At 37.5% G+C, this 24,981-nt stretch carries 19 protein-coding genes and 1 pseudogene; 17 read left to right on the top strand and 3 right to left on the bottom strand.

What is annotated here, in order from left to right; translation table 11 throughout:
- The first annotated feature begins 11 nt into the window (after nt 1–11).
- From BWI92_RS19225 to BWI92_RS19205, 5 genes are all read left to right on the top strand, one after another.
- Nucleotides 12–878, top strand: a complete 867-nt coding sequence (locus tag BWI92_RS19225; RefSeq protein ID WP_095165767.1) for an energy transducer TonB — start codon at nt 12–14, stop codon at nt 876–878.
- A complete protein-coding gene (locus tag BWI92_RS19220) occupies nt 875–1,720 on the top strand; it encodes a hypothetical protein (protein WP_095165765.1) in 846 nt (281 codons plus the stop codon). The genes BWI92_RS19225 and BWI92_RS19220 overlap by 4 nt, the downstream gene beginning before the upstream one ends.
- Before the next feature lie 891 nt (nt 1,721–2,611).
- The gene (locus tag BWI92_RS19215) at nt 2,612–3,040 is read left to right on the top strand and encodes a hypothetical protein (RefSeq protein ID WP_095165763.1); all 429 of its coding nucleotides are present in this window, start codon (nt 2,612–2,614) and stop codon (nt 3,038–3,040) included.
- A gap of 392 nt (nt 3,041–3,432) precedes the next feature.
- On the top strand, nt 3,433–4,068 hold the full coding sequence (locus tag BWI92_RS19210; protein WP_141234842.1) for a hypothetical protein: 636 nt from the start codon (nt 3,433–3,435) through the stop codon (nt 4,066–4,068).
- 200 nt (nt 4,069–4,268) lie between these two features.
- Nucleotides 4,269–5,045: a hypothetical protein gene (locus BWI92_RS19205; protein WP_095165759.1), complete on the top strand. Its 777-nt coding sequence runs from the start codon at nt 4,269–4,271 to the stop codon at nt 5,043–5,045.
- A 298-nt stretch (nt 5,046–5,343) separates the two neighbouring features.
- Here the strand turns inward: BWI92_RS19205 and BWI92_RS19200 are convergent, their stop codons facing one another.
- The 3 genes from BWI92_RS19200 to BWI92_RS19190 form a co-directional block, all read right to left on the bottom strand.
- Complete coding sequence (locus BWI92_RS19200; protein ID WP_095165757.1) at nt 5,344–8,172, bottom strand: glycosyl hydrolase; 2,829 nt, start codon at nt 8,170–8,172, stop codon at nt 5,344–5,346.
- Between the two features lie 434 nt (nt 8,173–8,606).
- Nucleotides 8,607–9,044: an RDD family protein gene (locus tag BWI92_RS19195; RefSeq protein WP_095165755.1), complete on the bottom strand. Its 438-nt coding sequence runs from the start codon at nt 9,042–9,044 to the stop codon at nt 8,607–8,609.
- 51 nt (nt 9,045–9,095) lie between these two features.
- A complete protein-coding gene (locus BWI92_RS19190) occupies nt 9,096–9,749 on the bottom strand; it encodes a VOC family protein (protein ID WP_095165753.1) in 654 nt (217 codons plus the stop codon).
- Between the two features lie 140 nt (nt 9,750–9,889).
- Between BWI92_RS19190 and BWI92_RS19185 the strand changes: the two genes are divergently transcribed.
- From BWI92_RS19185 to BWI92_RS19130, 12 genes and pseudogenes are all read left to right on the top strand, one after another.
- A complete protein-coding gene (locus BWI92_RS19185) occupies nt 9,890–10,567 on the top strand; it encodes a response regulator transcription factor (protein ID WP_095165751.1) in 678 nt (225 codons plus the stop codon).
- Entirely contained in the window at nt 10,564–11,931 is a 1,368-nt protein-coding gene (locus tag BWI92_RS19180) for a HAMP domain-containing sensor histidine kinase (RefSeq protein ID WP_095165749.1), read from the top strand. The genes BWI92_RS19185 and BWI92_RS19180 overlap by 4 nt, the downstream gene beginning before the upstream one ends.
- 302 nt (nt 11,932–12,233) lie before the next feature.
- Complete coding sequence (locus tag BWI92_RS19175; RefSeq protein ID WP_095165745.1) at nt 12,234–13,649, top strand: TolC family protein; 1,416 nt, start codon at nt 12,234–12,236, stop codon at nt 13,647–13,649.
- A 61-nt stretch (nt 13,650–13,710) separates the two neighbouring features.
- Nucleotides 13,711–16,919, top strand: a pseudogene (locus BWI92_RS19170) (efflux RND transporter permease subunit).
- A gap of 26 nt (nt 16,920–16,945) precedes the next feature.
- Entirely contained in the window at nt 16,946–18,043 is a 1,098-nt protein-coding gene (locus BWI92_RS19165; protein WP_095165742.1) for an efflux RND transporter periplasmic adaptor subunit, read from the top strand.
- Between the two features lie 81 nt (nt 18,044–18,124).
- A complete protein-coding gene (locus tag BWI92_RS19160) occupies nt 18,125–18,673 on the top strand; it encodes a hypothetical protein (protein ID WP_095165740.1) in 549 nt (182 codons plus the stop codon).
- Between the two features lie 112 nt (nt 18,674–18,785).
- A complete protein-coding gene (locus tag BWI92_RS19155; protein WP_095165737.1) occupies nt 18,786–19,832 on the top strand; it encodes a c-type cytochrome in 1,047 nt (348 codons plus the stop codon).
- Nucleotides 19,833–19,898: 66 nt separating this feature from the next.
- Nucleotides 19,899–20,327: a DsrE family protein gene (locus tag BWI92_RS19150; RefSeq protein WP_229363342.1), complete on the top strand. Its 429-nt coding sequence runs from the start codon at nt 19,899–19,901 to the stop codon at nt 20,325–20,327.
- 260 nt (nt 20,328–20,587) lie between these two features.
- A complete protein-coding gene (locus BWI92_RS19145; protein WP_095165735.1) occupies nt 20,588–21,949 on the top strand; it encodes a hypothetical protein in 1,362 nt (453 codons plus the stop codon).
- 290 nt (nt 21,950–22,239) lie between these two features.
- Entirely contained in the window at nt 22,240–22,449 is a 210-nt protein-coding gene (locus BWI92_RS19140) for a DUF6132 family protein (protein ID WP_229363340.1), read from the top strand.
- Between the two features lie 103 nt (nt 22,450–22,552).
- Nucleotides 22,553–23,437: an alpha/beta hydrolase family protein gene (locus tag BWI92_RS19135; protein WP_095165733.1), complete on the top strand. Its 885-nt coding sequence runs from the start codon at nt 22,553–22,555 to the stop codon at nt 23,435–23,437.
- 150 nt (nt 23,438–23,587) lie between these two features.
- Complete coding sequence (locus BWI92_RS19130) at nt 23,588–24,817, top strand: hypothetical protein (RefSeq protein WP_095165731.1); 1,230 nt, start codon at nt 23,588–23,590, stop codon at nt 24,815–24,817.
- The last annotated feature ends 164 nt before the right edge of the window (nt 24,818–24,981 follow it).

Genomic DNA, 24,981 nt, shown 5'->3' with positions numbered 1-24,981 from the left:
ATAAGTACATTATGAAAAAATGCACTCATTTCTACACTTTACTTTTATGGACACTTTTATTTTTCAAAGGGTTTTCGAGTTCACAATTACCAGACCTACTGATTTATAAAGGAGATACTATTCCAATTTATGCCAATCCTCTCGAACAACTTTATGCGAAAAGCAGCTCACGCCCCAACTTTTTTGGAAGTAAGCATGAGTGTACTTCAACTAGTTGCTGGCGAGGTTATTATGCTGAATGGGAGATAATTAGCAACGAAATTTATTTAACAGGTATATTTAGTTGTTGCGAAGAGCATCGTGAAACTAAGGCAGACTTGAAAGAATTGTTTGGCAATCAGTGTGTTAACGGTAAAGTAAAAGCAGTTTGGGTTACTGACACTTTTATTTCGCCACAAGGAAAATTGTTACATTACGTTCATATGGGTTACGGTTCTGTGTACGAAAAGGAATTAGAATTTCAATTTAAAGAGGGAAAACTTTTGGGCATTAAATCTTATGACAACTCAAAATCTAGAACTTCCTTTTACAGAGCAAATCAAAAGGCATTAATGAAGTTCATTGAAAGAAAAATCAATTGGAGCATTTTACCGAAAATTAAGGGAGAAATAAAAGTATTTGTGCAGTTTTCAGCAAATACCCATGGATTGATAGACCGCGCAGAGGTTATTCGAGGATATAACAAATACTTCGATAAAGAAGCCATTAGAGTAGTCAAATCAATTCCCCAGTGGGATATTTTATATAGTCATGGTAAATTCATTCGTATGAATTATATATTGCCAGTTATACTTAACACCGAAAAGAAAGGGAATTATCGAGTTAAAAAACCTAGGAATTCCCTACATTCTCACAGATCCTATAAAGCCATCCGATGATAAAGCTAAGAGAACTAACCTTTTGGTTGTCGATTTTTACCGCGTTGACATCATGCAAAAATGATAAAAGTAGTAATGAGTTTAAATTTCCGCCATTAACTGATACATTGAAACTTGCGGAACACTATTATTCTCCAGCAGTGATGACGACACCACAAACTTACGTTGAAGCGGTTTGGAAGTTTGGTGAAAATATCGATGTAAATGAAACTACAACTAGCGAAAATGTTTTTACAGATGACTTTAACGGTAGTGATACTTTATACAAATCTTTAAGAGAACATGATGGATTGAAATTATTGGTAGACAATACAAAATTAGTTTCGGTCAACCTTTATCAATGGGCGTTTCCACCGTTCCTTTTTGAAGACATTCCAAACGATGAAAGACCCAAATCCAAAAATCAAATAATAATTGACAGCCTTGTTTATCAGGCAAAACTAAAAACATGGAAGGATCATCAAACGATGGTCAAAGGCTATCCCGTTTACATAGTTAACCCAACTAATAAAACAATTAGAGTGGAGGAACAAGATGGAAGGTTAATGATTATACAAGAAGCAAAAGATAAGAATGGCAATTGGAAACCGATCGAATTTTGGCAATTTAGCAGTTGTGGAAACAGTTATGGAGGAATAGCACTAAAACCTAATTCATATATTTTTACAAAAATCATAGCTTACAGAGGAGAGTTTGAAACGACCTTACGCTTAAAAATGCTCAATGATACCATTTTATATTACTCTGAACCGTTTAAAGGCAGTATCAATTTATCCCAAATGGATACAACACTCATTAAACAAAATGTTAGGCCTCATAACTTTTTCAATAAGGAGAAATAGAAAATAGCGATTGTTTGCCAAGTACCTCAGTGGTCAGTGTCTCACTGACCAACTGGCGCCAGCAAAACTCGCTTTTATCGCTTAGGATTTTCATAAAGATAATAGAAGTAGTCCGCTGCGCTGCCGCGAGTTGTCGAGTGGGACACTCGCCACGGAAAGAAGAATATTACCTCAAAGTATGTTTTGAAGTATATGTATACATCCCGTTTAATAAGTTAAATGTAATAAGCATTGATTTTAAGGTTTTAGATGATTTATATTTGAGTTAAATTTTAAATACTATCACCTAAATGCGTCACTAAAATAATAAATTCTCTTAAAATGTGAACTTTTCCTGCGACAAATGTAATCAAAAAGTCCCATTCTGGGAAACACTAAAAATTGACAAAAATCATGTAACAATTTGTCATAAATGTGGCACCAAGCTTTATCCAATTAGAACTAAGTCATTTAATTGGGGTTTTTTGTGGGGTTTCTTGCGGTAGTAATACCAGGGGAAATAACATATAGACTAACACAAAGTTTAGGGTACACTCTTATTGTAGCTCTCTCTCTTACAATTACAGCCGTATTTGGAGTTGCTTTATACACATATAAAACAACAAGCTTTACTAGTAATTTTTAATTTTTCTATCTATCTCCGAAGTCAGTGGCTCACTGACCAACTGGCGCCAGTAAAGACTTACCCATAAAGCTTTTGAGTAAGTATTGTAAAAGTAGTCCAACGTGCTGCTGTGAGTTGTTGAGTGGGACACTCGCCAAGGAAAGAAGGTTGTGTTTGGTGGATGAGTTGCAGTTGGACAGAGTGCCGTTTCAATTGGAATTTCAGTTTACGCAGAAACAGTTAATGGACAGCCTGTCTGTCAATAATGACTATTAAACGTAATAATTATGTCGAATTTTATGCTAAAAATAATTTTAAGTATTAGAGATAAATCATGGTTTTATAGTCATCAGTTATATCCTGATGATACTGCTGAGAGTAACTATAAAGACTTTAAAGTAAAATTTTCTCTCTTTTTTATACCGCCACTCTTATTTATAGTAAGTATTACATGTCGGTTATTTGTATTGTCTTTAGATAAACCTGTTCATCTTGATAGTCACGATTATAGAGTTGTACTTCCATTAGTAATATTATTCGGTGGTATGTTCTATTATGTTTATTCCCTAATTTTTAAGAAAATTGAAAAAATCCCCATCGATGAGACTAATGATTTAGGTATTAATAAAAATAGAATTTTTATTATTTCCGTAATCTGCTTAGAAATGTTTATAGTCTTTTTTATACTTTATTTATTGTTCCCAGCCGATAAGTAAACTCAATGCCCCATTACTTCTCAAAAAATAGAAATTATGAGATATAATGGGGTTTTATAAAATGATAGATTCAAACTCCGTGGTCAGTATCTCACTGACCAACTTGCGACAGCAAAAACTCACCCATAATACATTGGAGTAAAGATGATAAATGTAGTCCGCTGTGCTGCCGCGAGTTGTCGAGTGAGACACTCGCCACGGAAAGATACTGATGGAGGTGAAATCACAGGCTAATCTGCACCACCGAGAAAGCCTTTTTAGCCGAATGGGGACACTTTAATTTTATTTCATAATTTTAACTACAAATACAAATGAGAAGTATATTTGAATGATTCTGTTCGGTATTCCCAATATCCTATCATTCTGCGTACACATCATTTAACTACAACTCTATGAAAACTATAGCAATTACACTAGTGACACTATTTCTTTCACTGACTTCGTCATTCGGGCAAACCTCAAAAGATAGTTTGTTGGTCTTTATTGGAGAAAAAATAGAAGTGAAATACATACCTCAAAAGTCTTCTTCTGATACGACAATTCTGGGAAAAGACACAGTCATAACGGTTGGATTAAAACTTGATAACCGCTATCGCGCCAAATACAAAATATTACAAGTAATTAATGGTTCGTTCAGACAAGACACGATCACATTTACTGCATACGACCATTATGGTGAACCTGCATTTTCAAAGTTCAAGACAGTTCTTCTTTTTGTTACTCCTCAAAAAGGAGAGCTATATCATGAGAAATACCAATATTTTGATTTGTATTTGACGGCTGATAATAAATGGGCAAGTCCGTATTCGCGTAGATACACTAACGATTATTACAAAGACAAGATTACTATTAGACCAGAGAAAATCTTGTTTAAAGAAGAAGTCTCGTCTCCAATTAGTCATTTATCAGAAGACCAACGCAAAACTATGTTTCCTAAACCATATTTTGACATAAAAAATGGTAACGCAATCGCCATTTATGGCAATTATGTAGATGATTTAATCAAACTCCAAAAACAGACAAATTGAAGTAAAATGATATAGTTGGGACTTATGCCTATATCTGTTAGTAGTGGGAAACTTGTTTCGGATAGAATAACGCTATATGAGCAAATAAAAAATAGAACTTAAATGTTTAATAACTTTTCAATCGTTCTCAGAGTTATCTCATGCAAGGATGAAAAAAGACCAACAATAAAACTTAATATATACACTTAAAGAATATTGTAATGACAGCTAATGAAAGATATCTAAAAGGTCAAATTTACTTTGGAAATATTGAAACGGTGGTAAATGAAGATATTGAAAAATCATCATTTAGACAATCTTTAACTGCACTTTCTAAAAAAATAAAGACAATCGAGTATTTGAAAGATGGTATTTTAAAGACAGACGGAAATATATACGCTTCATCGGTTTTACTACGAAGCCTAATTGAACATTTTCTAATTGCCTACTACTTATTCATAAAAATTAAAGTTGATAATAATGACAGTGTTGGACAGGACTATTATGACAAATATCAAAATTCAGAATTCTTCAAACAAGAAACATATTCATTGCAGCTCGAAGATCTAAAAAATAAATCTCCAAGATCCACTGTAGATATTAATGCACTAAAAGAAATTTATCCTGGACTAATTGGGTTTTCACAGAGCGACTTACAGAATTATCACCAAGTTGCAAGTCAATTCTTCAACCTAAAGAATATAGGAAAATTTTTAATTACACATCAAGAGCTAGAGCCCAAATTGAAGGCTGTTCATCATTTATTATTTGATTTATTAAATAGGTATAATCTTTTGTCTTCCTTTGTACATGGAGGTCCTTATGCGGAGCGCTGTACCTTTGAGTTAACAGAAGTTGATTATGAGTTGTATCAGTCAGATAAATTTAAAGAATGGGGAGAAATGATGACTCATCTGGCCAAAACCTATCTAATTCTATCATTGCGGAATGAATTTCAGGACAAATATGAGGCTCATTTTAAAGAGATGTTTCAATAATTTGTAAACAGTCCTAACTAGTAATCGTATGGAGCCTAGTACAACTGGGTCTATGAACTCTAAGTTCAGCTCAATTATTACCTCCGTGGTCAGTGTCTCACTAACCAACTTGCGACAGCAAAAACTCACCCCAAAAGTTTTTGAGTAAAGATTGTAAATGTAGTCCGCTATGCTGTCGCAAGTTGTCGAGTGGAACACTCGCCACGGATGAAAAAAGATTTAATTGGGTTGAAGTGTAAACTGTTGATATTTAAAAATTTACATTCACAATTCACCACTCACAATTCACCATTAAAGCTTACTCAACCCGTTTTGCCTCAGTTAATCTTACTGGACCAACTAAACCAGATGGTTTTGGTGACCATTTTGAGGCATCAAATAGACCTTCCGCATTACGGTTTTCTGACCGTTTGGCTGCCATGTTGATGTTATAATACTTTTTCCAAGGCATTCCATTTTTGTCCATCCAAGCCATACGATTCGCCATCAAATTCGAAACTTGTATTTCCAACGTATTTTGGTTTTGTAACAAATCATTAGGGATTGTTACCGTAAAACTTGGTCCGACTAAGGTCGCAATCGCTTTACCGTTCAAAATTACTCGTGCACTTTCGTGTACTTCTCCCAAATCCAATATCCAGTTTTGTGCATTGCTTGCTGGTTTGGCAAAAGTAGTTTTGTAACTGGCTGTACCCGAAAAGCGATTCAATGCCTCGTCCGACCATGTAGTCCAAGAGCTTAAATTAGTAATAGTTCTGGTAGCAGGAAGTTCGGGGCCACCTTCTACAAAACTGACTTGCCAATCTCCCTTGAGTTCCTGAGTATTTTCAGACGGTTTGAAAAATGGATATTCTTTTCCTTTGAGAAGGGTTGGCGAAACTTTTACGATGAGTGATTCATTAGGTTGGAGCGAGATAAATACCGAGGTTTCCGAGCCTGTATTTTGTACTTTTCCTATGCCTGACTCGCCAGTCATAGGGTTGAAAATAGCCGAACTTATGCCTTTTCTTTGTAGATTTACCCATCCTGAAAAACCAGTTGAGTTCTTATTCCAAATGAAATAGACCGTTTCAGCTCCCATTTTTTTACGAATAAAAGACAAACCCTGTTGAGCTAAGGCTTCCTCTTTAACACCATTGAAAGCCAAGAGTTTTTCAAAGGATTTTCCTACACTGATTTGTCCTAAGCCTACTTTGGCACTTTGAATCGACTCGTTGGTAGGTTGTAAGTGAATACTATTTTTGATTTGTGAATAAGCCTTTTGTTTTTCCTCCAGATTTCCCCAACCAGCTACCGATTCGGGTAGTGCGTCGATAAACAAAACCTTGGCGCCTGCTTTTGCCAAGGCGTTCAATTTTTGCATAGTTGCCAAAGGTATGTAAGTGCATTTTGGCACCAGAATTACCTTATAGTTTGCATTTGCCGACTGAATTTTTCCACCAGAAACGATTAGCTTTTGTACTTGACTGTCAGAAATAAAATCGTAGTTATAGCCTTTTTCAAGCAATTCGTCCGCTAAATGAGAGAGTTCTGGTAAGCCTAATTCTTTGCCCAAACCATCATAATGACGCAAGAGCGATTTGCTTGGTTTTGACCAACTATCTGAAATTGGAAAGTAAAAAAGCACATCATTGTCGGCAGTAGATTTTTGTAAAAACGACTGCACACGAGTCACATATTGGTTGATAGAGGCGAAATCTTTCCACCAAGGATTGGCTGGTGTAAACTCTGTAGCCGCATAAAATAATCTGCCCGGCCAAGGTTCATTTTCGGGAGAATAGGCTGTCCCATGATAAAAAATATGGTTGATACCACCCAAAAACATCAAATCAATTGCCTTTTTGACATCTGCTAAATTCGAAACAAAATGCTCGTTGAGCCAAGTTGCAGTTTCGGAGGCAACGAGCTTTTTACCTGTCAAATTAGCAGCAGAACTCGCAAATTTGAGTCTTGGCACTTCCATTCCTTCTGCCTCAGGAATGTCGGCTGCTACGTACAAATCCAAAATATTGGCAGGTGCACCATGACTTTGGTTACGGATAATCTTCTTGTTTTTATGTGACCAAGAACTCCATACACCCATGTACTTTTCCAAGATTAAGTCAGAGATCGTTTCACGATAATCACAGAGAATACGAGCATTTTTTTCTGGGGTATCTTTTCCGAAAAGTGCTGGGAGAAAATTCCTTAAATCATAGCCTCTACGTTTTTGAAATTCATTAAACATATCAGGCGTCCAATCGCTTTCGCCTTTGGCATCGTCGACCTCATAAGAATCGTTGAAATAACCACGTAGATAGCTAATATTGGCATTTTTGAACGCTTTGTCAAAATAAGCAAGATAGTTTTGGATAGCTTTGGTCGAAAAATGGTCAATCACTTCACCTTCGCCACCAGGACCCGCACGCTCGACTTGTTTGCCGTGCAATCCCATAAATAAGGCCAACAACTTCCACTCACCTTTAGGAGCAGTCCAGTTCAAATGCCCATTTTTATCAACTTTATCGGTCAAATTCAAAATCTCATTTTTATCAGAATAAGCCATCAAAACCTGTAGCGGAATTGGGTGCTCAAAGCGGATTTGCTCGACAAAATCTTTCTGTAGGTTGGGGTTGAGATAATAAGGTTCTTTTAGGTCTTTGAGATTGAGAGACTTATTTCCTGCCTGAAGCAGAGGCTTTTGGATGTATGTGACCGATTCGGATAAAGTTTGTCCCTCCTTCAAGGTCCAAGATTTTTCGGCAACATATTTACAAGCATCATCAAGACTTACCCAAGGACCACCAAAAGGCCAGCCTGAGGCATTTGCCAAATCGATACCCATTCCCAGACGTTTGCTTTCTGAAAGCGTATGTTCAAACACCTTCACCCAATCAGGCGAGAGATAATTGATGAATTCCTTTTCTTGATTTTGGACGCCATAAATAACCGTAACCTCAGTGCCTCCAAGTCCGACTTGTTTGTATTTTTCTAAGGCGGCTGTTAATCCTTTGGGCGTAACTTGACTACCATTCCACCACCAACGTGTCCAAGGTTTGGTTTCAGGAGTGATAGCAGGCCATTGAGTTTGGGCGTGGCTCATGATACCAAGCCCCAGAAGAGGTAAGATTAGTGTTTTTTTAAGCATAAGTTTATTGTTTTATAAATCAGGTTTTGTACGGACAAGCAGTATATGTACTAGAAAATACATATACTGTTTGACCCCGTTAAACTAAAAGCATAAGCATGGGTATTTCTAATGAAAGTAGTGAGGGAGATATTTTATAGCAGAATTGAGAAGGTGTGAACTAAGAAAGAATACGATATTTGTATATAGGTTATCTGAAGTTGTTAGTAAACATTCCTTTTAACTGATTGATGTTTTCAGATAAGCGTTTAGTTATCCCAAGTTTGAGAATTGGGATTATACTTCAAGTTTCATCAAAAAAGCGGTCGGAAAACAATTTTCGACCGCTTTTTTGATGCTATTCTGTTAGAAATGAATGGTTTAAGGCGCAATTGTCGCGTCTCTACTGATAGAATAAAAATTTTTATATAATCACTCATTCACTCAATTTGGGATTATTTCCAAAACTTATAGTTGCCCATCGTAACAGTTGTTCCTGCAAATCGGTCGCCAATGCGTTGGGCTTTTTTAGAATAAATAGCAGAAATAATGGCGCCTAATCCAAGAGTTAAATAAAAGTCGAATATCACACCAAGCCACCTAAAAAAGGCGTGTTTGGGTTCAATCATTTTACCGTTGAGCAGTCTTACTCTAAGTCCACAGATGAATTTTCCGACGGTAAAACCAAAGGAGAGATATTCGAAAAAAAGCTCATAAAGTACACAAAATGGAATAAACAAAATCATTTCTTGTAAACCCGTAAATAATCCATCATGCGGGAGGAGGACATCTCTGTTGAGCAAGTCATAAAAGCGTCCAAAGCAATAATTAAGAAATATCAAGTCAATTAATCGGGCTAATGATCGTAAAAGAAGAAGTTTAGTTTTTTGCATGGTTATGTAATAAATGCCTTTGAATGTTAGTCAACAAGTGGCTTGTAACGATCAATTAAAATGAAGCGTGTGCACTTTACCATTTGAAATGAATTGAATCGAAACCGAGTTGACTTGAGCAGGATGTTGAGTAGGGTACCAATTTCTTTCTGTTTTAGACAAAATTAATAAACCATTGTGATTGCCCAAGGCGGTAAAGTCTGAAAGAATAGGCCCTTTTTCAAAATAATTTAATCCATATTGCTGTATCAGTTGCTCTGCCAACTTCAGAGGTTCATCGCCAACCAATCCAATTTCGCTGATACAACGAATTAAGTTTCTTGAAAAGTCTTCTGAACTATTATCCTTAAGGTCGTGACGGGCTATAAATTCTAGAATATTTCCATTATTATCATAAAAATAGATTGCTTGTGCGTTCCAATCTTCAAATTGAGTAATAGATTGCTTATCCGCATCCAGAATAATATCCACTTTTTTGTTTAACCACTCCAAAGCGGATTCAACCTGATTGGATGGAATATTGAAGGCAAAGTGATACTTTGTCTCCAAAGCTAGATTTTCTGTAAAGCGTAATAATGATGTCCCCACCTTGAAGGTTACTTCTTGTTGGCTTTTTGTGACTACCTCAAAACCAAGGGTTTCTCTATAGAATTCTGTAGTTTTTGTAAGGTTTTTAGTGAGAAGTTCAATTGAAATAATGTCCATTTTTTGAAAAAGTTTTAGGAGGTTATGTATTTCTTTTAAACCTTTTAGCGGGTAAATCGTTCCAAGAACTCAACAAAGGTTTTTTAATTTCGACCTTCTTTCGTGTAAGAATTTCTCAATAAATACACTCAATTAAATTTATGCAAGTACTATTAGTAGAAGACGACCCCAAACTGGCGGGCTTTATTCAGAAAGGTTTTTCTAGCGAAAACATCAATTTAGAGATAGCCTACGACGGATTGATTGGTCAAAGGATTTTGTCCCAAAAACCTTATGATGTGGTAATTTTGGATGTCAATTTGCCCAGTATCAATGGCTTTGAGCTTTGTAAATTCATCAAAAATAATTGGGCATCTACCCCCGTAATGATGCTAACCGCATTGAGTACCATCGAAGATAAAGAAATAGGTTTCAACGCTGGTGCTGATGATTATTTGGCTAAACCCTTTGAATTTAAAGAGTTGTTATTGAGAGTGAAGGCACTTGGTCGTCGGAATATGTTTGGCGCTAAACCAAGCAAAATTCTGGAAATTGCAGACTTAAAACTGAATCTTGACACACAAGAAGTAACTCGTTCAGGTAAAAAAATTGAACTCACCAAACGAGAATACGATTTGCTGGAATATCTGCTACTCAATAAAGGAAAAGTCGTAAGTAGGGTAGATATTTTAGAAAAGGTCTGGGACTTAAATTTTGATACAAATACCAATGTCATAGATGTGTACATTACGTATCTGAGAAGGAAGTTAGATAAAGATTTTGATCACAAACTGCTTCATACCATCATTGGGAGAGGCTATTCCTTACGAGAAGAATGACAATTAAACAACGCATTATCATTGCCTTTCTATTTGTGGTATCGGCTATTCTTATCCTTTTTTCTTTGTATGTATATTTCTCTTATGAAAGCTACAGAGAAAATTTGATGCACGACCGCTTGAATTCAAGAACGGAGGCCACAAAACGTTTTGTCAAAAGTTTAAGTCGCTTCAAAAAGGAATTTTTCTTTCCACTAAGTGAGCAATATGAAGCCGTATACGATGACAAAAACAAGATAGTATATACCTCTGATGCCAACCATGATTATTTCCCCGAAACAAGCCTTCTGAATCAAATTAGGGCAGAAAAAAAAGTATATTTTACCTACCATAATACACGCTTGGGCTATCCAAAAGAGGGTCTGGGAATATCTTACTGGCAGAACGGGAGGGTATTCGTTGTTATCGTTACGGCCTATGACTTGCATGGGCATAACATGAGTGATACTTTGCGATATTCTATCTTTATTGGTAATCTCCTAGCGCTGATTATCATTAGTTTGACAGGGTATTTTTTTTCAAAAAGAGCAATGCAACCTTTCGATCGACTCAATGCACAATTGGGTGAAGCGGCTATTTCGGACTTTGGTTTTCGTATTAAAAACTTCGAAAATGAGCAGAATGAAGCTTCTGTTTTAGCGGATGCGATTAATCAATTATTGGAAAAAATTCAAAAACTGGGCGAAAATCAAAAGCGCTTTATCTCCTACGCTTCACACGAATTACGAACACCATTGACCATTACCAAAGGCGTATTACAAACCTCATTAGCTTACGACCAAAGTGAAGAGGCACAGAAAAATAGTATTCAAGAAGCACTTTTACAGGTAAATAGAGCCATCGATTTGTCAAATAATTTATTGTATTTGACTGAAGTGGAATCTATTTCTTCACCGATATTCATGCATTCAATAAATATCCTCGAATTAGTTATGGATACGATTGATGTGATTAATCAGAAATATCCGAAGCAATTCCTCAATTTTAAGATAGATGATAGCTTTACTGAGTCTGAGGAGGGAGAACTGGTCAATGGAATGCTGCATTTGCTTCGTTCAGCGCTTATAAATGTGTTGGATAATGCTTGTAAATACTCCAATAAAAAGCCCATCGAGGTTACTCTTTCTAAGGATGATACTTTTATAAAAATCGAATTTAGAGACCAAGGTATCGGTATTTCTAGAGAAGATATTCAAAATGTATTTTTGCCAATGATGCGTGGTAAAAATAGTACCCATATTCAAGGCTCTGGTATTGGGTTGACTTTAGTCAAAAAAATTATCGAACTCCATAAAGGTAAATTCGATATTCAATCAGAAATCAACCAAGGCACTTGTGTTTGTATCGTACTGCCTATAGCCTGAAGGAGGTTAATCGTTAAATTACTAGTTCAAGACTTAGTCTTGGACTTATTTTTTAACAGTTTTAAACTGAAGTAATAACTAGAGTTTGTTTGAAATTTCAAGTCATTAAAAATGAAATCCTGTAGAGACGTAATATTTTACGTCTCTAACCAAATTCTCTATCGCCAACAATAATTCCTTCGTAACATTCTTCATCTCAACATCCGTCAATTTCCCCCATTTCTTTAATCTCTTTTTAATGTCTCTCTCAGAAGGCTCTTAGTTGTGGCACATACCTTTGATTCATAAACCAATCAGAGATTATGGATAAAAGAGTATTTGTCTATTGGGGAATAGGTATGCTAATGTGCTGTACGACAGGATATTCTCAAAATAGTCCTAGCAATTTAAGTATTCAGCAAGCAGTCGAAACGGCAACAACCAATTACCCGACCATACGTGCCAAAATGTTGGCGATAGACGCAAGCGAACGTGATGCCGAAGCCAAAAAGTTGAATTATACGATGCCTTCGGTGGTATTTCAGGCGCAAACTTTGTTTGCCAGCTCTAATCAGGTAAGAGGAACGTATTTTTCTAATGAGGGTGCTGCTATTCCGTCTTCGGGGACTACCAATATCGATGGCTTCACGTCAGAGCCTGTATTTAGCAGTTTTACAACCATTTTAACTAGCTACAAACTCGCAACATTTGGTAAAAAAGAAGCCGATTTAAGAGTGGCTAATGCCAGTATCCAACAAGCCAAGTTGGATTACGAAAAAGAAATCTATGTGCATAAATCAAAAGTTTCAGATGCCTATATTTTGAGTTTGGTTTTTCAAGAAGCTACCAAAATTCAACAGAAAAATCTGGAACGAGCACAAGCTTTTTACCAAACCATCAAAGCCAATGCGATTGCAGGATTGAGGGCAGGGGTAGATACTTCTTTGGCTGTTGCAGATATTGCCAAAGCAAAAATCTTATTAATAGAAAGTCAAAAACTAGCAGAGCAACAAAAAGTAAGACTGGCAGAATTATTAGGTTTACCACAAAACCAATATCAGTTACTTGATGGCAAATTGGATGGAAATCAGCCTTTTGCGTTAGCCAATAATTCTTCTGACAATCTTAGCAATCATCCGATTCTACGATTTTTCGAAGCACGTGTAAACGCCTCAACACTAAAAATTAACAGTATTCAAAAATCGTATTTACCTGCCATTATGGCTCGTGGGGCGGTATGGGCAAAGGGTTCGGGGATTGAAGACCACTTGGGAGCCGATGGCAATTATGTGTACAACCAATCACTCTCGGGCCTGGGTTTTAGGGCCTATAACTATATGTTAGGTCTGACTACAGTCTGGAATATTTCTGACATTTTCAGAATCAAAAAAGAAGCTACAGCCCAAAACTCCTTTCGTCAGGTTTATCAAAAAGAGAAGGACGAAGCAACTATCAAACTTCAATCAGAAATAGTCCAATCGGCGATTGAATACCAAAAAGCGAAAGAAATTTTTGAGCAAATTCCCCTTCAACTGACCTCTGCCAAAGCTGCTTATGCGCAGGCTCAGTCACGATACCAAGCTGGTTTGGGTACTATTCTGGAGGTGACCCAAAGTCAAATGATTTTGAACCGTGCTGAAATAGACGAAGCTGTGGCTCGAAATAATGTGTGGAGAGCTGTGTTACACCAGTATGTCTCAAAAGGCGAACTTAATGTTTTTCTCAATCAATTTAACTAAAGAATTCGAGCGATAGGGTTTTGATAATTTCAATCACCTATCAACTCAATGATGATAACATATGGACAAATTACTCACAGGAGCCTTATCGAAACCCATTACGGTCATTGTGGCAATACTTGGGCTAACGATATTTTCGATTTTGGCTTTATTCAAAATACCCATTGATATTTTTCCAAAACTGAATTTGCCAACCATTTACATTGCCCAACCTTACGGCGGAATGACGCCAGCCCAATTGGAAGGCTTCATCTCTACTCGTTATCAAAACCAGATGTTGTATGTATCAGGGGTAAAAGATATAGAGGTTCGAAATGTTCAAGGCTTATGTATTGTAAAGCTAACTTTTTACGAAAATGTAAACATGGCGCAGGCCGCGGGAGAGGTTGCCAATAACGTGAACCGCTCCTTAAACTATATGCCTCCAGGGACTGTTCCTCCCACAGTTGTACGATTTGATGCGACCAATTTGCCTGTAGGACAATTAGTTTTTAGTAGTAAAAAAGCGGATTTGAATGAATTGCAAGATTTGGCTTCTACTAAAATTCGACCCTTGTTTTCACAAATTCCTGGGGCGTCTTCGCCATCACCTTTTGGTGGAAATGAACGGACAGTTGTTGTTCGTGTAGACCCAGAAGCAATGCGTAGTTATCAGTTAACACCTGATGAAATTGTGCAGTCGGTGGTTAAAAATAACCAAATTTCTCCTGCTGGGAATGTGCGTGTGGGCGACTATACTTATATGACGCCAATCAACTCGGTGATGAAACATGTGGAGGATTTTTTGAATGTACCTATCAAACGATTAACGGGTACTACGGTATTCTTGCGAGATGTAGCCTCGGTTGAAGATGCCGCCGATGTGACAGTTGGATATGCTTTGGTGGATGGAAAGCGCTCGGTTTATATTCCGCTCACCAAAACGTCGGATGCTTCAACGATGAGTGTTGTGAAAGCGTTGAAGGCAAAAATGCCAGAAATGCAATCGCTTTTACCTGACTATGTAGAGCTAAAATATGTCTTTGACCAGTCGGTATATGTGACCAATGCCGTGGAAAGTTTAGGTACAGAAGGTTTGATTGGAGCCTTGCTGACGGGCTTGGTGGTATTACTTTTCTTGGGTGATTTAAGAAGTTCGCTTGTGGTAATCATTACTATTCCTACTTCGTTGTTGGTGGCCATTTTAGCCCTGAATTTGGTAGGAGAAACCATCAATATTATGACTTTGTCAGGACTTGCTTTGGCTATTGGTATCTTGGTTGACCAAGCGACTGTAGTAATCGAAAATATCCACCAACATTTGGAAATGGGCAAGTCCAAAGCTTGGGCTATTTTGGATGCCACTCGTGAAGTTTCTTTTCCTTTGGTCTTGATTACGCTTTGTATTTTGGCTGTTTTTGCCCCTGCATTATTGATGACGGGCGTTCCCAAAGGGATGTTTATGCCTTTGTCGCTGGCGGTAGGCTTTTCGATGATTGCTTCTTTTATTTTTCTCAAACTCTTGTGCCAGTATTGGCAAACTGGTGGCTAAAAGGACATGAACATCCAGCAAAACATGAGAAAAAAATCTTGAACGATTTGGACAGCCCACACGAAGAGGCTATGGAAGAGTATGAAGAAAAACATCCAGAAAAAATCTCAGGATTTGAGAAGTTCAAACTGGGTTATCTACGACTCTTAGAAAGTTTGATGAATCAGAAAAAGGCTTTAATTCTCGGCTATCTTGTTGTGACGATTGGTGTTGTGGTGGTTGGTTTTATGAAAATTGGAAAAGATATGATGCCAAAACTCAACCACTCTCACCAATTTCAGGTAAGAATTATAGGAGAACAAGGTAAACGCATTGAACGTACCGAATTAGTCGTAAAACAGGTCATAGGCATCATTAAAAGCATTGTTCAAGACAAGAATATAGAGATTTCTTCGGCATTTGTAGGTATGACGCCGTCTAGTTATGGAACAAGTTCCTTGTATGTATTCAATGCAGGTCCGCATGAGGCGACGCTTCAAGTCAATATTGCAAAGGAATATGAAATGACTTCATTGGATAACCTAAAAGATGAAATTCGTAAAAAGGTGCGTGAGCAATTATCGGGTGTAAATGTGTCTTTTGAGCCTATTGATTTAACGGATAAAATTATGAGTCAAGGTTCATTAACGCCAATTGAGGTAAGAATAGGAGGAAAGGATTTGAAGGATGGGCAAAAGTATGCTAATCAACTGATAGCTGTATTAAAGAAAATTCCGTACCTCCGCGATATTCGTATTAATCAACCATTGAACTATCCGAGTTTTGATATTAAAATAGACAGAGTTCGTTTGGCGCAGTTTGGATTAACCGCCGACATGGTTTCCAAATCGGTTGTCGCAGCCACCTCTTCGAGTCGTTTTACTGCCAAAAACTTTTGGTTAGACGAAAAGAAAGGCTATGCCTACCAAGTTCAAGTTGCCTTACCTGAATACGAAATGTCATCGGTACAGGATATGGAAAATATTCCACTGATTTCGGGACAATTACGACCAACATTAGGAGATGTCGCTACCATTACGTCAACAACTATTCCTGGGGAATATGACCGTGTAGGACCTCGCCGTATCGTGACAGTTTCGGCAAATATCCATCAGGTTGACTTGGGAACGGCTACTGTTGATGTCAATCGTGCCATTGCTCAGGCAGGAGAAACACCTAAAGGAACGGTCGTAGAATTGAAAGGTATGGCGAAACTTTTGGAGGAAACCCTTCAAAGTTTAAGCTCGGGTTTGGCACTGGCTATTGTGGTGATTTTCCTGTTGCTAGCGGCTAATTACCAGTCATTTAAAGTGTCAGGTGTGGTATTAGTGACAATTCCTGCCGTGTTAGCTGGCTCGATTTTGATTCTTTTGGCAACAGGAAGTACTCTCAATCTGCAATCCTATATGGGTATTATTATGTCAGTGGGGGTATCAGTTGCGAATGCATTGTTATTGGTAACTAATGCCGAAACTCTTCGACTGACCTACAAAGATTCCTATCAAGCTGCTAAGGTAGCTGGTGCAGTTCGTTTGCGTCCGATTTTGATGACCTCTATTGCCATGGTCGTAGGGATGATTCCGATGGCAAGTGGTATGAGCGAATCGGGTGAGCAAAGTGCACCACTGGGTCGTGCGGTGATTGGTGGATTGGTGGCCTCAACGTTTGCTGCCTTGTTGGTATTGCCTGTCGTATTTGCGGCCGTTCAGAAAAATAGCTCACTTGCATCTCCTTCTTTAAATCCTGAGGATAAAAACTAATATTCAGATTCAAAATATTGAACGTTATGAAACTCTCACATCTTATCATATTGGCGGCTTTGACAAGCCAAATTTTATTGGATTCTTGTACTCAATCCAAATCAGAACCTATCAGTTCTAATACCGAGGAGCAAGTGATATACCCTGCTATCAAGGTAGAAAGTGCAAAGCCTAGTCAAGAATTACAAATTCCAGGCGAATTAGAAAGTTACTTTGAAACTGACCTTTTCCCTAAAGTGAATGGATACATCAAAAGAATTAATGTTGATATTGGCGACCGTGTGAGCACTGGGCAAGTACTAGCGGTTCTCGACGCGCCTGAACTAAGTCTGCAATTGGCAGAAGCAACTGCCAAAATGCGTTCGGCTGAGTCACAACTCAATACGAGTAAATCGGTGTATAAAAGATTGCAAAAAGCCAATCAAACCCCTGGGACGGTTTCGCCTAATGATTTGGATATTGCACATTCAAAGATTGTGTCGGATAGTTTGACTTGGTTAGGAACAAAAGCTGTTTATCAATCCATTCAAGTGATGACCGAATATCTATCTATCAAAGCGCCATTTGATGGAGTAGTTGCCGAACGTCGTTTGTCGCCTGGGGCTTTTGTGGGGCCAAATGATAAAAGTGCTGTTGCTATTTTTAAAATCAAACAAGAAAATAGACTTCGTTTAAGAATTCCAGTTCCTGAAAGATATATCAGTGCGATTCGATTGAATCAGCCTATCTCTTTTTCTGTAATGAATCTACCAGATAAGAAGTTTGCAGGAAAAGTAAGTCGTATATCTCATAACGTTAGCAAACAAACTCGCTCTGAACTCATCGAAATTGATGTTCAGAATCCTCAATTACAGTTGGTATCGGGTACCTATACACAAGTGACTTTACCTTTTCAGCGCAATACGACTAGCCTTACCGTACCTAGTTCGGCAGTAGCCACTACCTTAGAAAAATGCTTTGTGGTAAAGGTAGAAAACGGAATAGCTTCATGGGTTGAAGTAAAAAAAGGCATAGAAGCAGAGGGTAAAGTAGAAATTTTTGGTGATATCAAGTCTGGCGATACAGTGCTCAAAACGGCATCTGACGAAATACCGAATGGCGTAGCTGTAAAAACGAAATTATAAGAAAAGCACTGGTCGAATAATCTATTTAGTAAAACGACCAGTGCTCCAAAATACGTACCAACAATTTAATGAAACAAAACTATGAGAACCATTATTTCACTTTTGCTTTTAAGCCTGTTGACCTTTCAGGCTAAAGCTGGAAAACAACCCAAAGGCAATCATATTTCAAGAATTTTAGGTAATAGTAAAGACATTACCCTGCCAAATATTGCCACGCAGGATATCCGTTCGGTGGACTGGAAAGCGAGTAAAGGGGCGATAGAAGTACATATCAAAGATGGTCAAACTAAAATTTATGATATACACCATTTTTGGGGTTATCAGGAGGAGGATAAAGACGTATATCGTTTTTTTGAAGGTAGCTTTTATAAAGTTGAGCAACTCGGAAAACTAGTGGTTTATTCTCAAGATAACTATGTGGGCGATGCCAATAATACGCTGTATTTTTTTAGCGAGACGCCTGATTCTCCCATCTTATGGATGTCAAGACAAAATCTAAAAATGGTTTTTCATGATAAAAGTTGTATGTTAGAACAACTTGAAAAGCTCTCTTGGACCAAGCCTATTGCTGCGTATTCCAAAAAAGATAAGAGCTTCATGATAGAACATTGGCTGGAAGATTGCCAGTAGTTTCTAGGTTTGTGACAGATGTTACAGAATTCAATATTTTACTCGTCTAACTTTGAATCATATTGATTGATTAAATAGGATAATTCTAAATTCACTCATTTAGTTTAAAGTTATGCAAGAAAATATAGACAAATCTTTGGGTTTTTCTACCAAAATGATGCTAGGACTGGTCTCGGTTCTAGTTGTTTTGGTTTTTACAGTTTTAGGTTTAATCATCAATGAAAAACCATCCTATAGTGCAAATTCACCAGACTCACTTTTGGTAAAAAAATTCCAGCTTCCTGATTCTAATTTTACACACTTGTTGGAAGCACCCGCCGATTGGCGATTGGCTAGACTTAACAAAGATCAACGAGATTTGATTAATTATGGAAAGGATTTGATTGCCAATACTGCTGAATATTTAGGTCCCAACGGCACAGTATCTCATATTTCTAATGGAATGAATTGTCAAAATTGCCATTTGAATGCAGGTACAAAAGCATGGGGAAATAACTATTTTGCTGTGGCATCTACCTATCCCAAATTTCGTGCTCGCTCAGGGAGACTAGAATCAAAGGAGAAGCGAATTAATGATTGTTTTGAGAGAAGCTTGAATGGAAAACCCTTAGATTCGACCAGTAAAGAAATGCGGGCTATCGTCGCATATATGGACTGGATAGGCTCCGACGTAGAGAAAAAACATACGCCAAAGGGGACAGGTATTTTCAAACTAAAACTACTCCAGCGTGCAGCAGACCCAACAAAAGGAGCGGAAATTTACACCCAAAAATGCCAAAGTTGTCATCAGGCAGATGGACAAGGTGTGTTGGCAGAAGGAGGGAAGAAATTTACCTATCCGCCGCTTTGGGGTAAAAATAGTTATAATGATGGAGCTGGGTTGTATCGTATGTCCAATTTGGCAGGGTATGTCAAATACAATATGCCCTTGGGCGTTACCTACCAAAATACGCAATTGAGTGACGAGGAGGCTTGGGACGTAGCAGCATATATCAATTCACAAATCAGACCGCATAAAGATTTGAGTCATGATTGGCCTAAAATTGCGGATAAACCATTTGACCATCCTTTTGGTCCTTACAGTGACCCTTTTTCCGAACTACAACATAAATACGGTCCTTTCAAAGCAATTAAAGACTGGAAGAAGAAAAGAAATTAGCTAATTTTCATAGCTTTAGTCAATAATCTAGTCTCAAAAGTTTCAAACGCAAATAACTCTATTTCAATGAAAAAAACACTTTTCTGGGTATTGGCTTTCTGGTGTGTGGCAAGTCTTCCCTCATTTTCACAAAAACCTAAAAAAATGAAAGAACACGCTATCGTATTTCATCTAGCAACGCCCGACACAGCGGCATATCGAGCTTTAACTAAGCAATTGAACAACGTTTTGGAAGTTTGGCCAACTGCCAAGTTAGAGGTAGTGGTACACAATAAAGGGATTGGCTTTATGAAAAAAGAAGGCAATGTTCTTACAAGTCAAATAGAAGCATTAACCCAAAAAGGCGTTGTTTTTGCAGTTTGTGAAAATACTATGAAATCGCAAAAAATAACTAAAGACCAAATTCTTCCTACCGCCCAATACGTTCCAGTTGCACTAATTGAATTAGCACTCAAACAAGAGGAGGGTTGGTCGTACATAAAGGCAGGGTTTTAAGTTATTGCGGATTTCTGATTTCGGAATTTCGAGAATAGGTCTCTGTTTTTTAATAATAGCTCCGTAGGTGCGACAGAAAGCAAACTATCTTGTTTTCTGTCGCACCTACGGAGCTTATGAAATGGAAGGTTTTCTGAAAAAATCTCTAAATATAGACATATCACTAAATCCAATTTCTCTCAAAATTTCTTCTGTAACAAATATCACTTTTTGCCATTTTTCTGTTTGATAATTTTGAGCATACTTAATCACTCGGATGTATGCGAAATATTTTTCAAATAGTTTTTATTTTAATTTTTCCCTTGGTCTTACAGGCACAAACGGATAGTAGTTTTGTCGGAGCATTGACTAAAGGAAATATCACGGGTCAGGTAAGATTGATGTCCATTTCGACTTGGAATAAGTCAGACCTCAGCGATTACTCAGCAGGCGCTGCGGGTATTACTTTGGGCTATCAAACCTTATCTTTCAAGGGTTTTCGATTGACTATGTCAGGGAGTTTGACGCAACAAATATATTCCCCTAATTTTTCAATTCCTGACTCCAAAACCCTTCAGTTAAATCGTTATGAGTGGGGAATGTTTGATTTTACTAATCCAACCAATAAAGATATGCTCTTGCGTTTGCAGGAACTCAATTTGCAATATCGTTCCAAAAAAATCCAAGCATTAATCGGTAATTATGTTCCCCAAAATATCTTCTTAAACGCCCAAGACGGACGAATGAGTCCAACCTTGGTGCAAGGGCTTTCCCTTAAATATTTTCCTAGTAGTAAGTGGCACATTGGTCTTGAAGCAATCACAGGACTGAACCCCAGGTCGGCCGTAAAATGGGTTTCGGTGGCAAATTCCTTTGGGATTTATCCTGTAGGATTAAATCCAGATGGTACCAAATCGCAATATGCGAGTCATACCACCACCAACGGTATCGGTATTGCTGAGGTGATATTTAAACCAAATTCCAAATGGCAAATCTTGGCGAGTGATATTTTAGTCGAAAATGTTTTTCATACTGCCTATCTCAAAACAGAATACCGCAAATCTATTTGGAACAACCAACAGCTAATGTTGGGCGGTTTGCTAGCAACACAGAGACAGCTTGGCAATGGCGGGAGCGAGGTAGCTAGTCAGGTGTATTTTACCAAAGAAAATAAGCCCATTATTATTAATATCAGATTAGGATTGAAAGATAAAAAATGGGAAGGTTCTCTCAATTTTGGACGTATTACTGCACAAGGACGCTTTCAGATGCCTCGTGAATGGGGCGTGGAGCAGTTTTACACTTTTATTCCTAGAGAGCGAAATGAAGGTTCGGGAGATGTGTGGGCATATTCCGCCAAATATGCCTATACTTTTTCTAAAAACTTGAAACTTGAGGCAGCTTATGGTTATTACAAAATGCCAGACGTAAGGGATACCCGACTAAATAAATATGGTGTTCCAGATTATTTGCATACAATGCTCAATCTGCAATATAGTTTTGAGGGAAATTGGAAAGGATTAACACTGCAAGCGCTCGGCATATACAAAGCAAATCAGGGCTTGGTCTATGACAATCTCAAATATGTCCAAAACAAAGTGGATATGAGCCAGTTGAATTTGGTGGTTAATTACAAATGGTAACAAATTTGAGAATTTGAAGATTTGAAAATTTGAAGATTTGGGAAATGATTTTTAAATGTCTGATAATAAGAATTTTAAGTTTAAAGTAGGTCTTCAGGGAGGATTTTGTTTTGATTGGACGCATTCTTATTATTTGTATTTTAACGTAGCGGCAATCCTTGCGGTTGTCACTCCGAATGTGGCAACTGCAAGAGTTGCCACTACATCAATTTTATTTTAAAGACAACACTAAACCTTCGTACAGCACTAATTCACAATTCGTAATTCACAACTCTCAATTAATAAAAGACATGGAAAATAAAATGAGATTTTTACCTAACAAATGGAAAGTATTTGGCGCCTTAATCGGTGCCATTGGAGGATATTTTTATTGGTCAGAAGTAGGTTGTTTGACAGGAACTTGTCCGCTCAAATCGCAGTGGCAAACGATGGTGCCGTATGGTGCAATACTCGGTTTTACGATTTCTGGAATCATAACTGATATTTTGAAAAAGAAATAAAAAACCACAAAATTAGTGTGAGCCAAATTGAGAAAGAGGTATTTTTATGATTTGTCCTTAAATTGTACAAAAATACCTTCTTTTCACAATTATTCTATTCATTATGTTATTATCCCAAAAACTTAAACTTGTGCTAGTAGGCGTGTTTTCACTGCTTACGTCAATATCTTTCGCTTCGACCGTTGATAGTTTGGATGTACCAAGCGCTGTCATGAACAAAACCTACAAGGCGGCCGTGGTATTGCCCAATTCCTACGCCAAAAACAAAGCTTCTTATCCTGTGCTTTATTTGCTTCATGGTGGAGGCGGACATTTTAGGGACTGGCTAACCTCTACGCCTGATAAGATGCTTGTCAAAAATTTGGCAGACCAATACAATATGATTATCGTAATGCCCGAAGGCGAAACTTTTGGTTGGTATTTAGATAGTCCTTACGATGCCACAAACAAATTTGAAACCTATATTGCCAAAGAGGTGATTCAGAAAATTGATAACACTTACCGAACGGTTAAAGATAAAAAAGGAAGAGTTATCACGGGCTTATCGATGGGCGGTCATGGTGCTATGTATTTGTCGACTCGCCACCCCGACTTGTTTGCCGCAGCAGGATCCATGAGTGGTGCGTTGGATATGAATTATACCAAATTCAAAATCAATGAGGCTTTTGCCCAATCCCTTAAAGATAGATTTCAGAAATTGCTGGGTACTTCGGATGTAAGTCAGGATGTGTTTTTCAAAAACTCAGTGGTGAATATGGCAGAAATGATTAAAGCCAATAATCTTCCAGTGACGATTGATTGTGGTGTAGATGATTTTTTGATAGAAGTAAATCGTGAATTGCATCGACGTTTAGTCTATAACGGAACACCTCACGATTACACTGAGCGCCCAGGTGCGCATACTTGGGAGTACTGGCAAAATTCTTTACCATATCATGTATTGTTTTTTCATAAAGTTTTAAAAACAAATGGTGTAACGGTAGAGTAGAAAAACCTATAACCGCCTTAAAGATTTGCTTTTGAGGCGGTTTGCCTAATAATCAGATATAGTTGCCCTTTTGAAAATATTCTACTACCTTCATTTTCTCAAAATACGTTTGCTAATTCCTATTTTAATAATTTCTACCCAACATCTACCATGAGAACAAACACCAGCCTATCATTCCTCATTCTTCTACTGCTCTTATTTTCGGTTAAAACCAGTTTTGGTCAATATGGCATTCGCGCCGACGGAGTTGTATATGTCAAGAACCGAGAAGCACCCATTAAGGGAGCTATCAAGTTTACCGATCACTATACGAAAGTATCTATTATGAAAGAGAACGAGCAATTTACAACCTTACCCATTTCGCAAATCGATTCTGTCAAAACTGAAGGGAAGTACCTATTTGTAGTCAAAGAGTATAAAGAAAATCCAATTCTACTAGAGGCGAGTGTAATTGCGCCTGTGTCACTGTTTTTCAGTAGAAAACTACAGTTGTTTTTTTATTCCAAAGGCAAAGAAGTTACGTTGATTCCAAAAGATAAACTTCGAGGATATTTGCTCGTCTTTTTCCCTGATTTTTCTTACACACCCAAATTGAGATCTGCGAGTTATCAGAAGGTAAAATACAAAGAGGAATATCTTGCACAATTGGTTACCACCTACAATGAAGAGATTTACCCAAAATACTATCCCAAAGTTTATCCTTTGTCAGGTCAGAAATTAAAGGTTTCTGTTTCTCCCTATTTGGGGATTGCAACAAGTGCACATAGTCTCACATACTCCTACAAAACCGATGTGTTACATTTTGATATCAACGCACAACCACAATTTGGAATCAATGCTGAATTTGAAGGGAGAAGTAGAACCTCATTTGGCGTCGATGTTTTTTGGTCAAAAGTCTATGGCGAAATACCCTATAAATTAGGGGTGCCCTACACCAGCATGGATGAAAAATATCAGTATAACAACGTAGGGAAATTCGATATTTCTGGGATTGGTATAGACACCAAATTTAAGTATGCACTAAGTGACTTAAATCATACCAAACATCAGTTGAAGATATTTATGGGACCATCTTTTTTTGTTCCAATGGGGGGCAAAATTACCGCTTACACTACAATTCCACGTTATGTGGCTCCAGATGTAATTTATAAACCACAATTATACAGGGAAGATGGAAAGCCCAATTTGAATGTTTTTTATGGTTTCAATATTGGGATAGATAGCAGATGGAAAATGACTTCCAAGTATGATCTGCATGTAGAAGCTAAAGCAAAATATTTACAAATGCCTCAGTTTGATACCAGACTAATAGGAGCTGCTATAAGCTTTCAAACCAGCACTTTTCAGCTTGATTTAGCAATGTTCCTTTCAAAACGATAGAGGAAAATAATACGAAGGATTTTCTTTTGTTCAAAAGAGTTCTTACGATTAGCATTTTTTGATGTAGCGGCAACTGCAAGAGTTGCCACTACATCAATTTTATTTTAAAGACAATACAAAACCTTCATACACTACTAGTAGTGAATAGTGAGAGTAAAAGCTTA

Origin of the sequence: Flectobacillus sp. BAB-3569, from assembly GCF_002270355.1 — a bacterium.
GTDB lineage: Bacteria > Bacteroidota > Bacteroidia > Cytophagales > Spirosomataceae > Flectobacillus > Flectobacillus roseus.
Note: the sequence above shows the minus strand (reverse complement) of the source record. Positions and strands in the feature narration are given on the sequence as shown.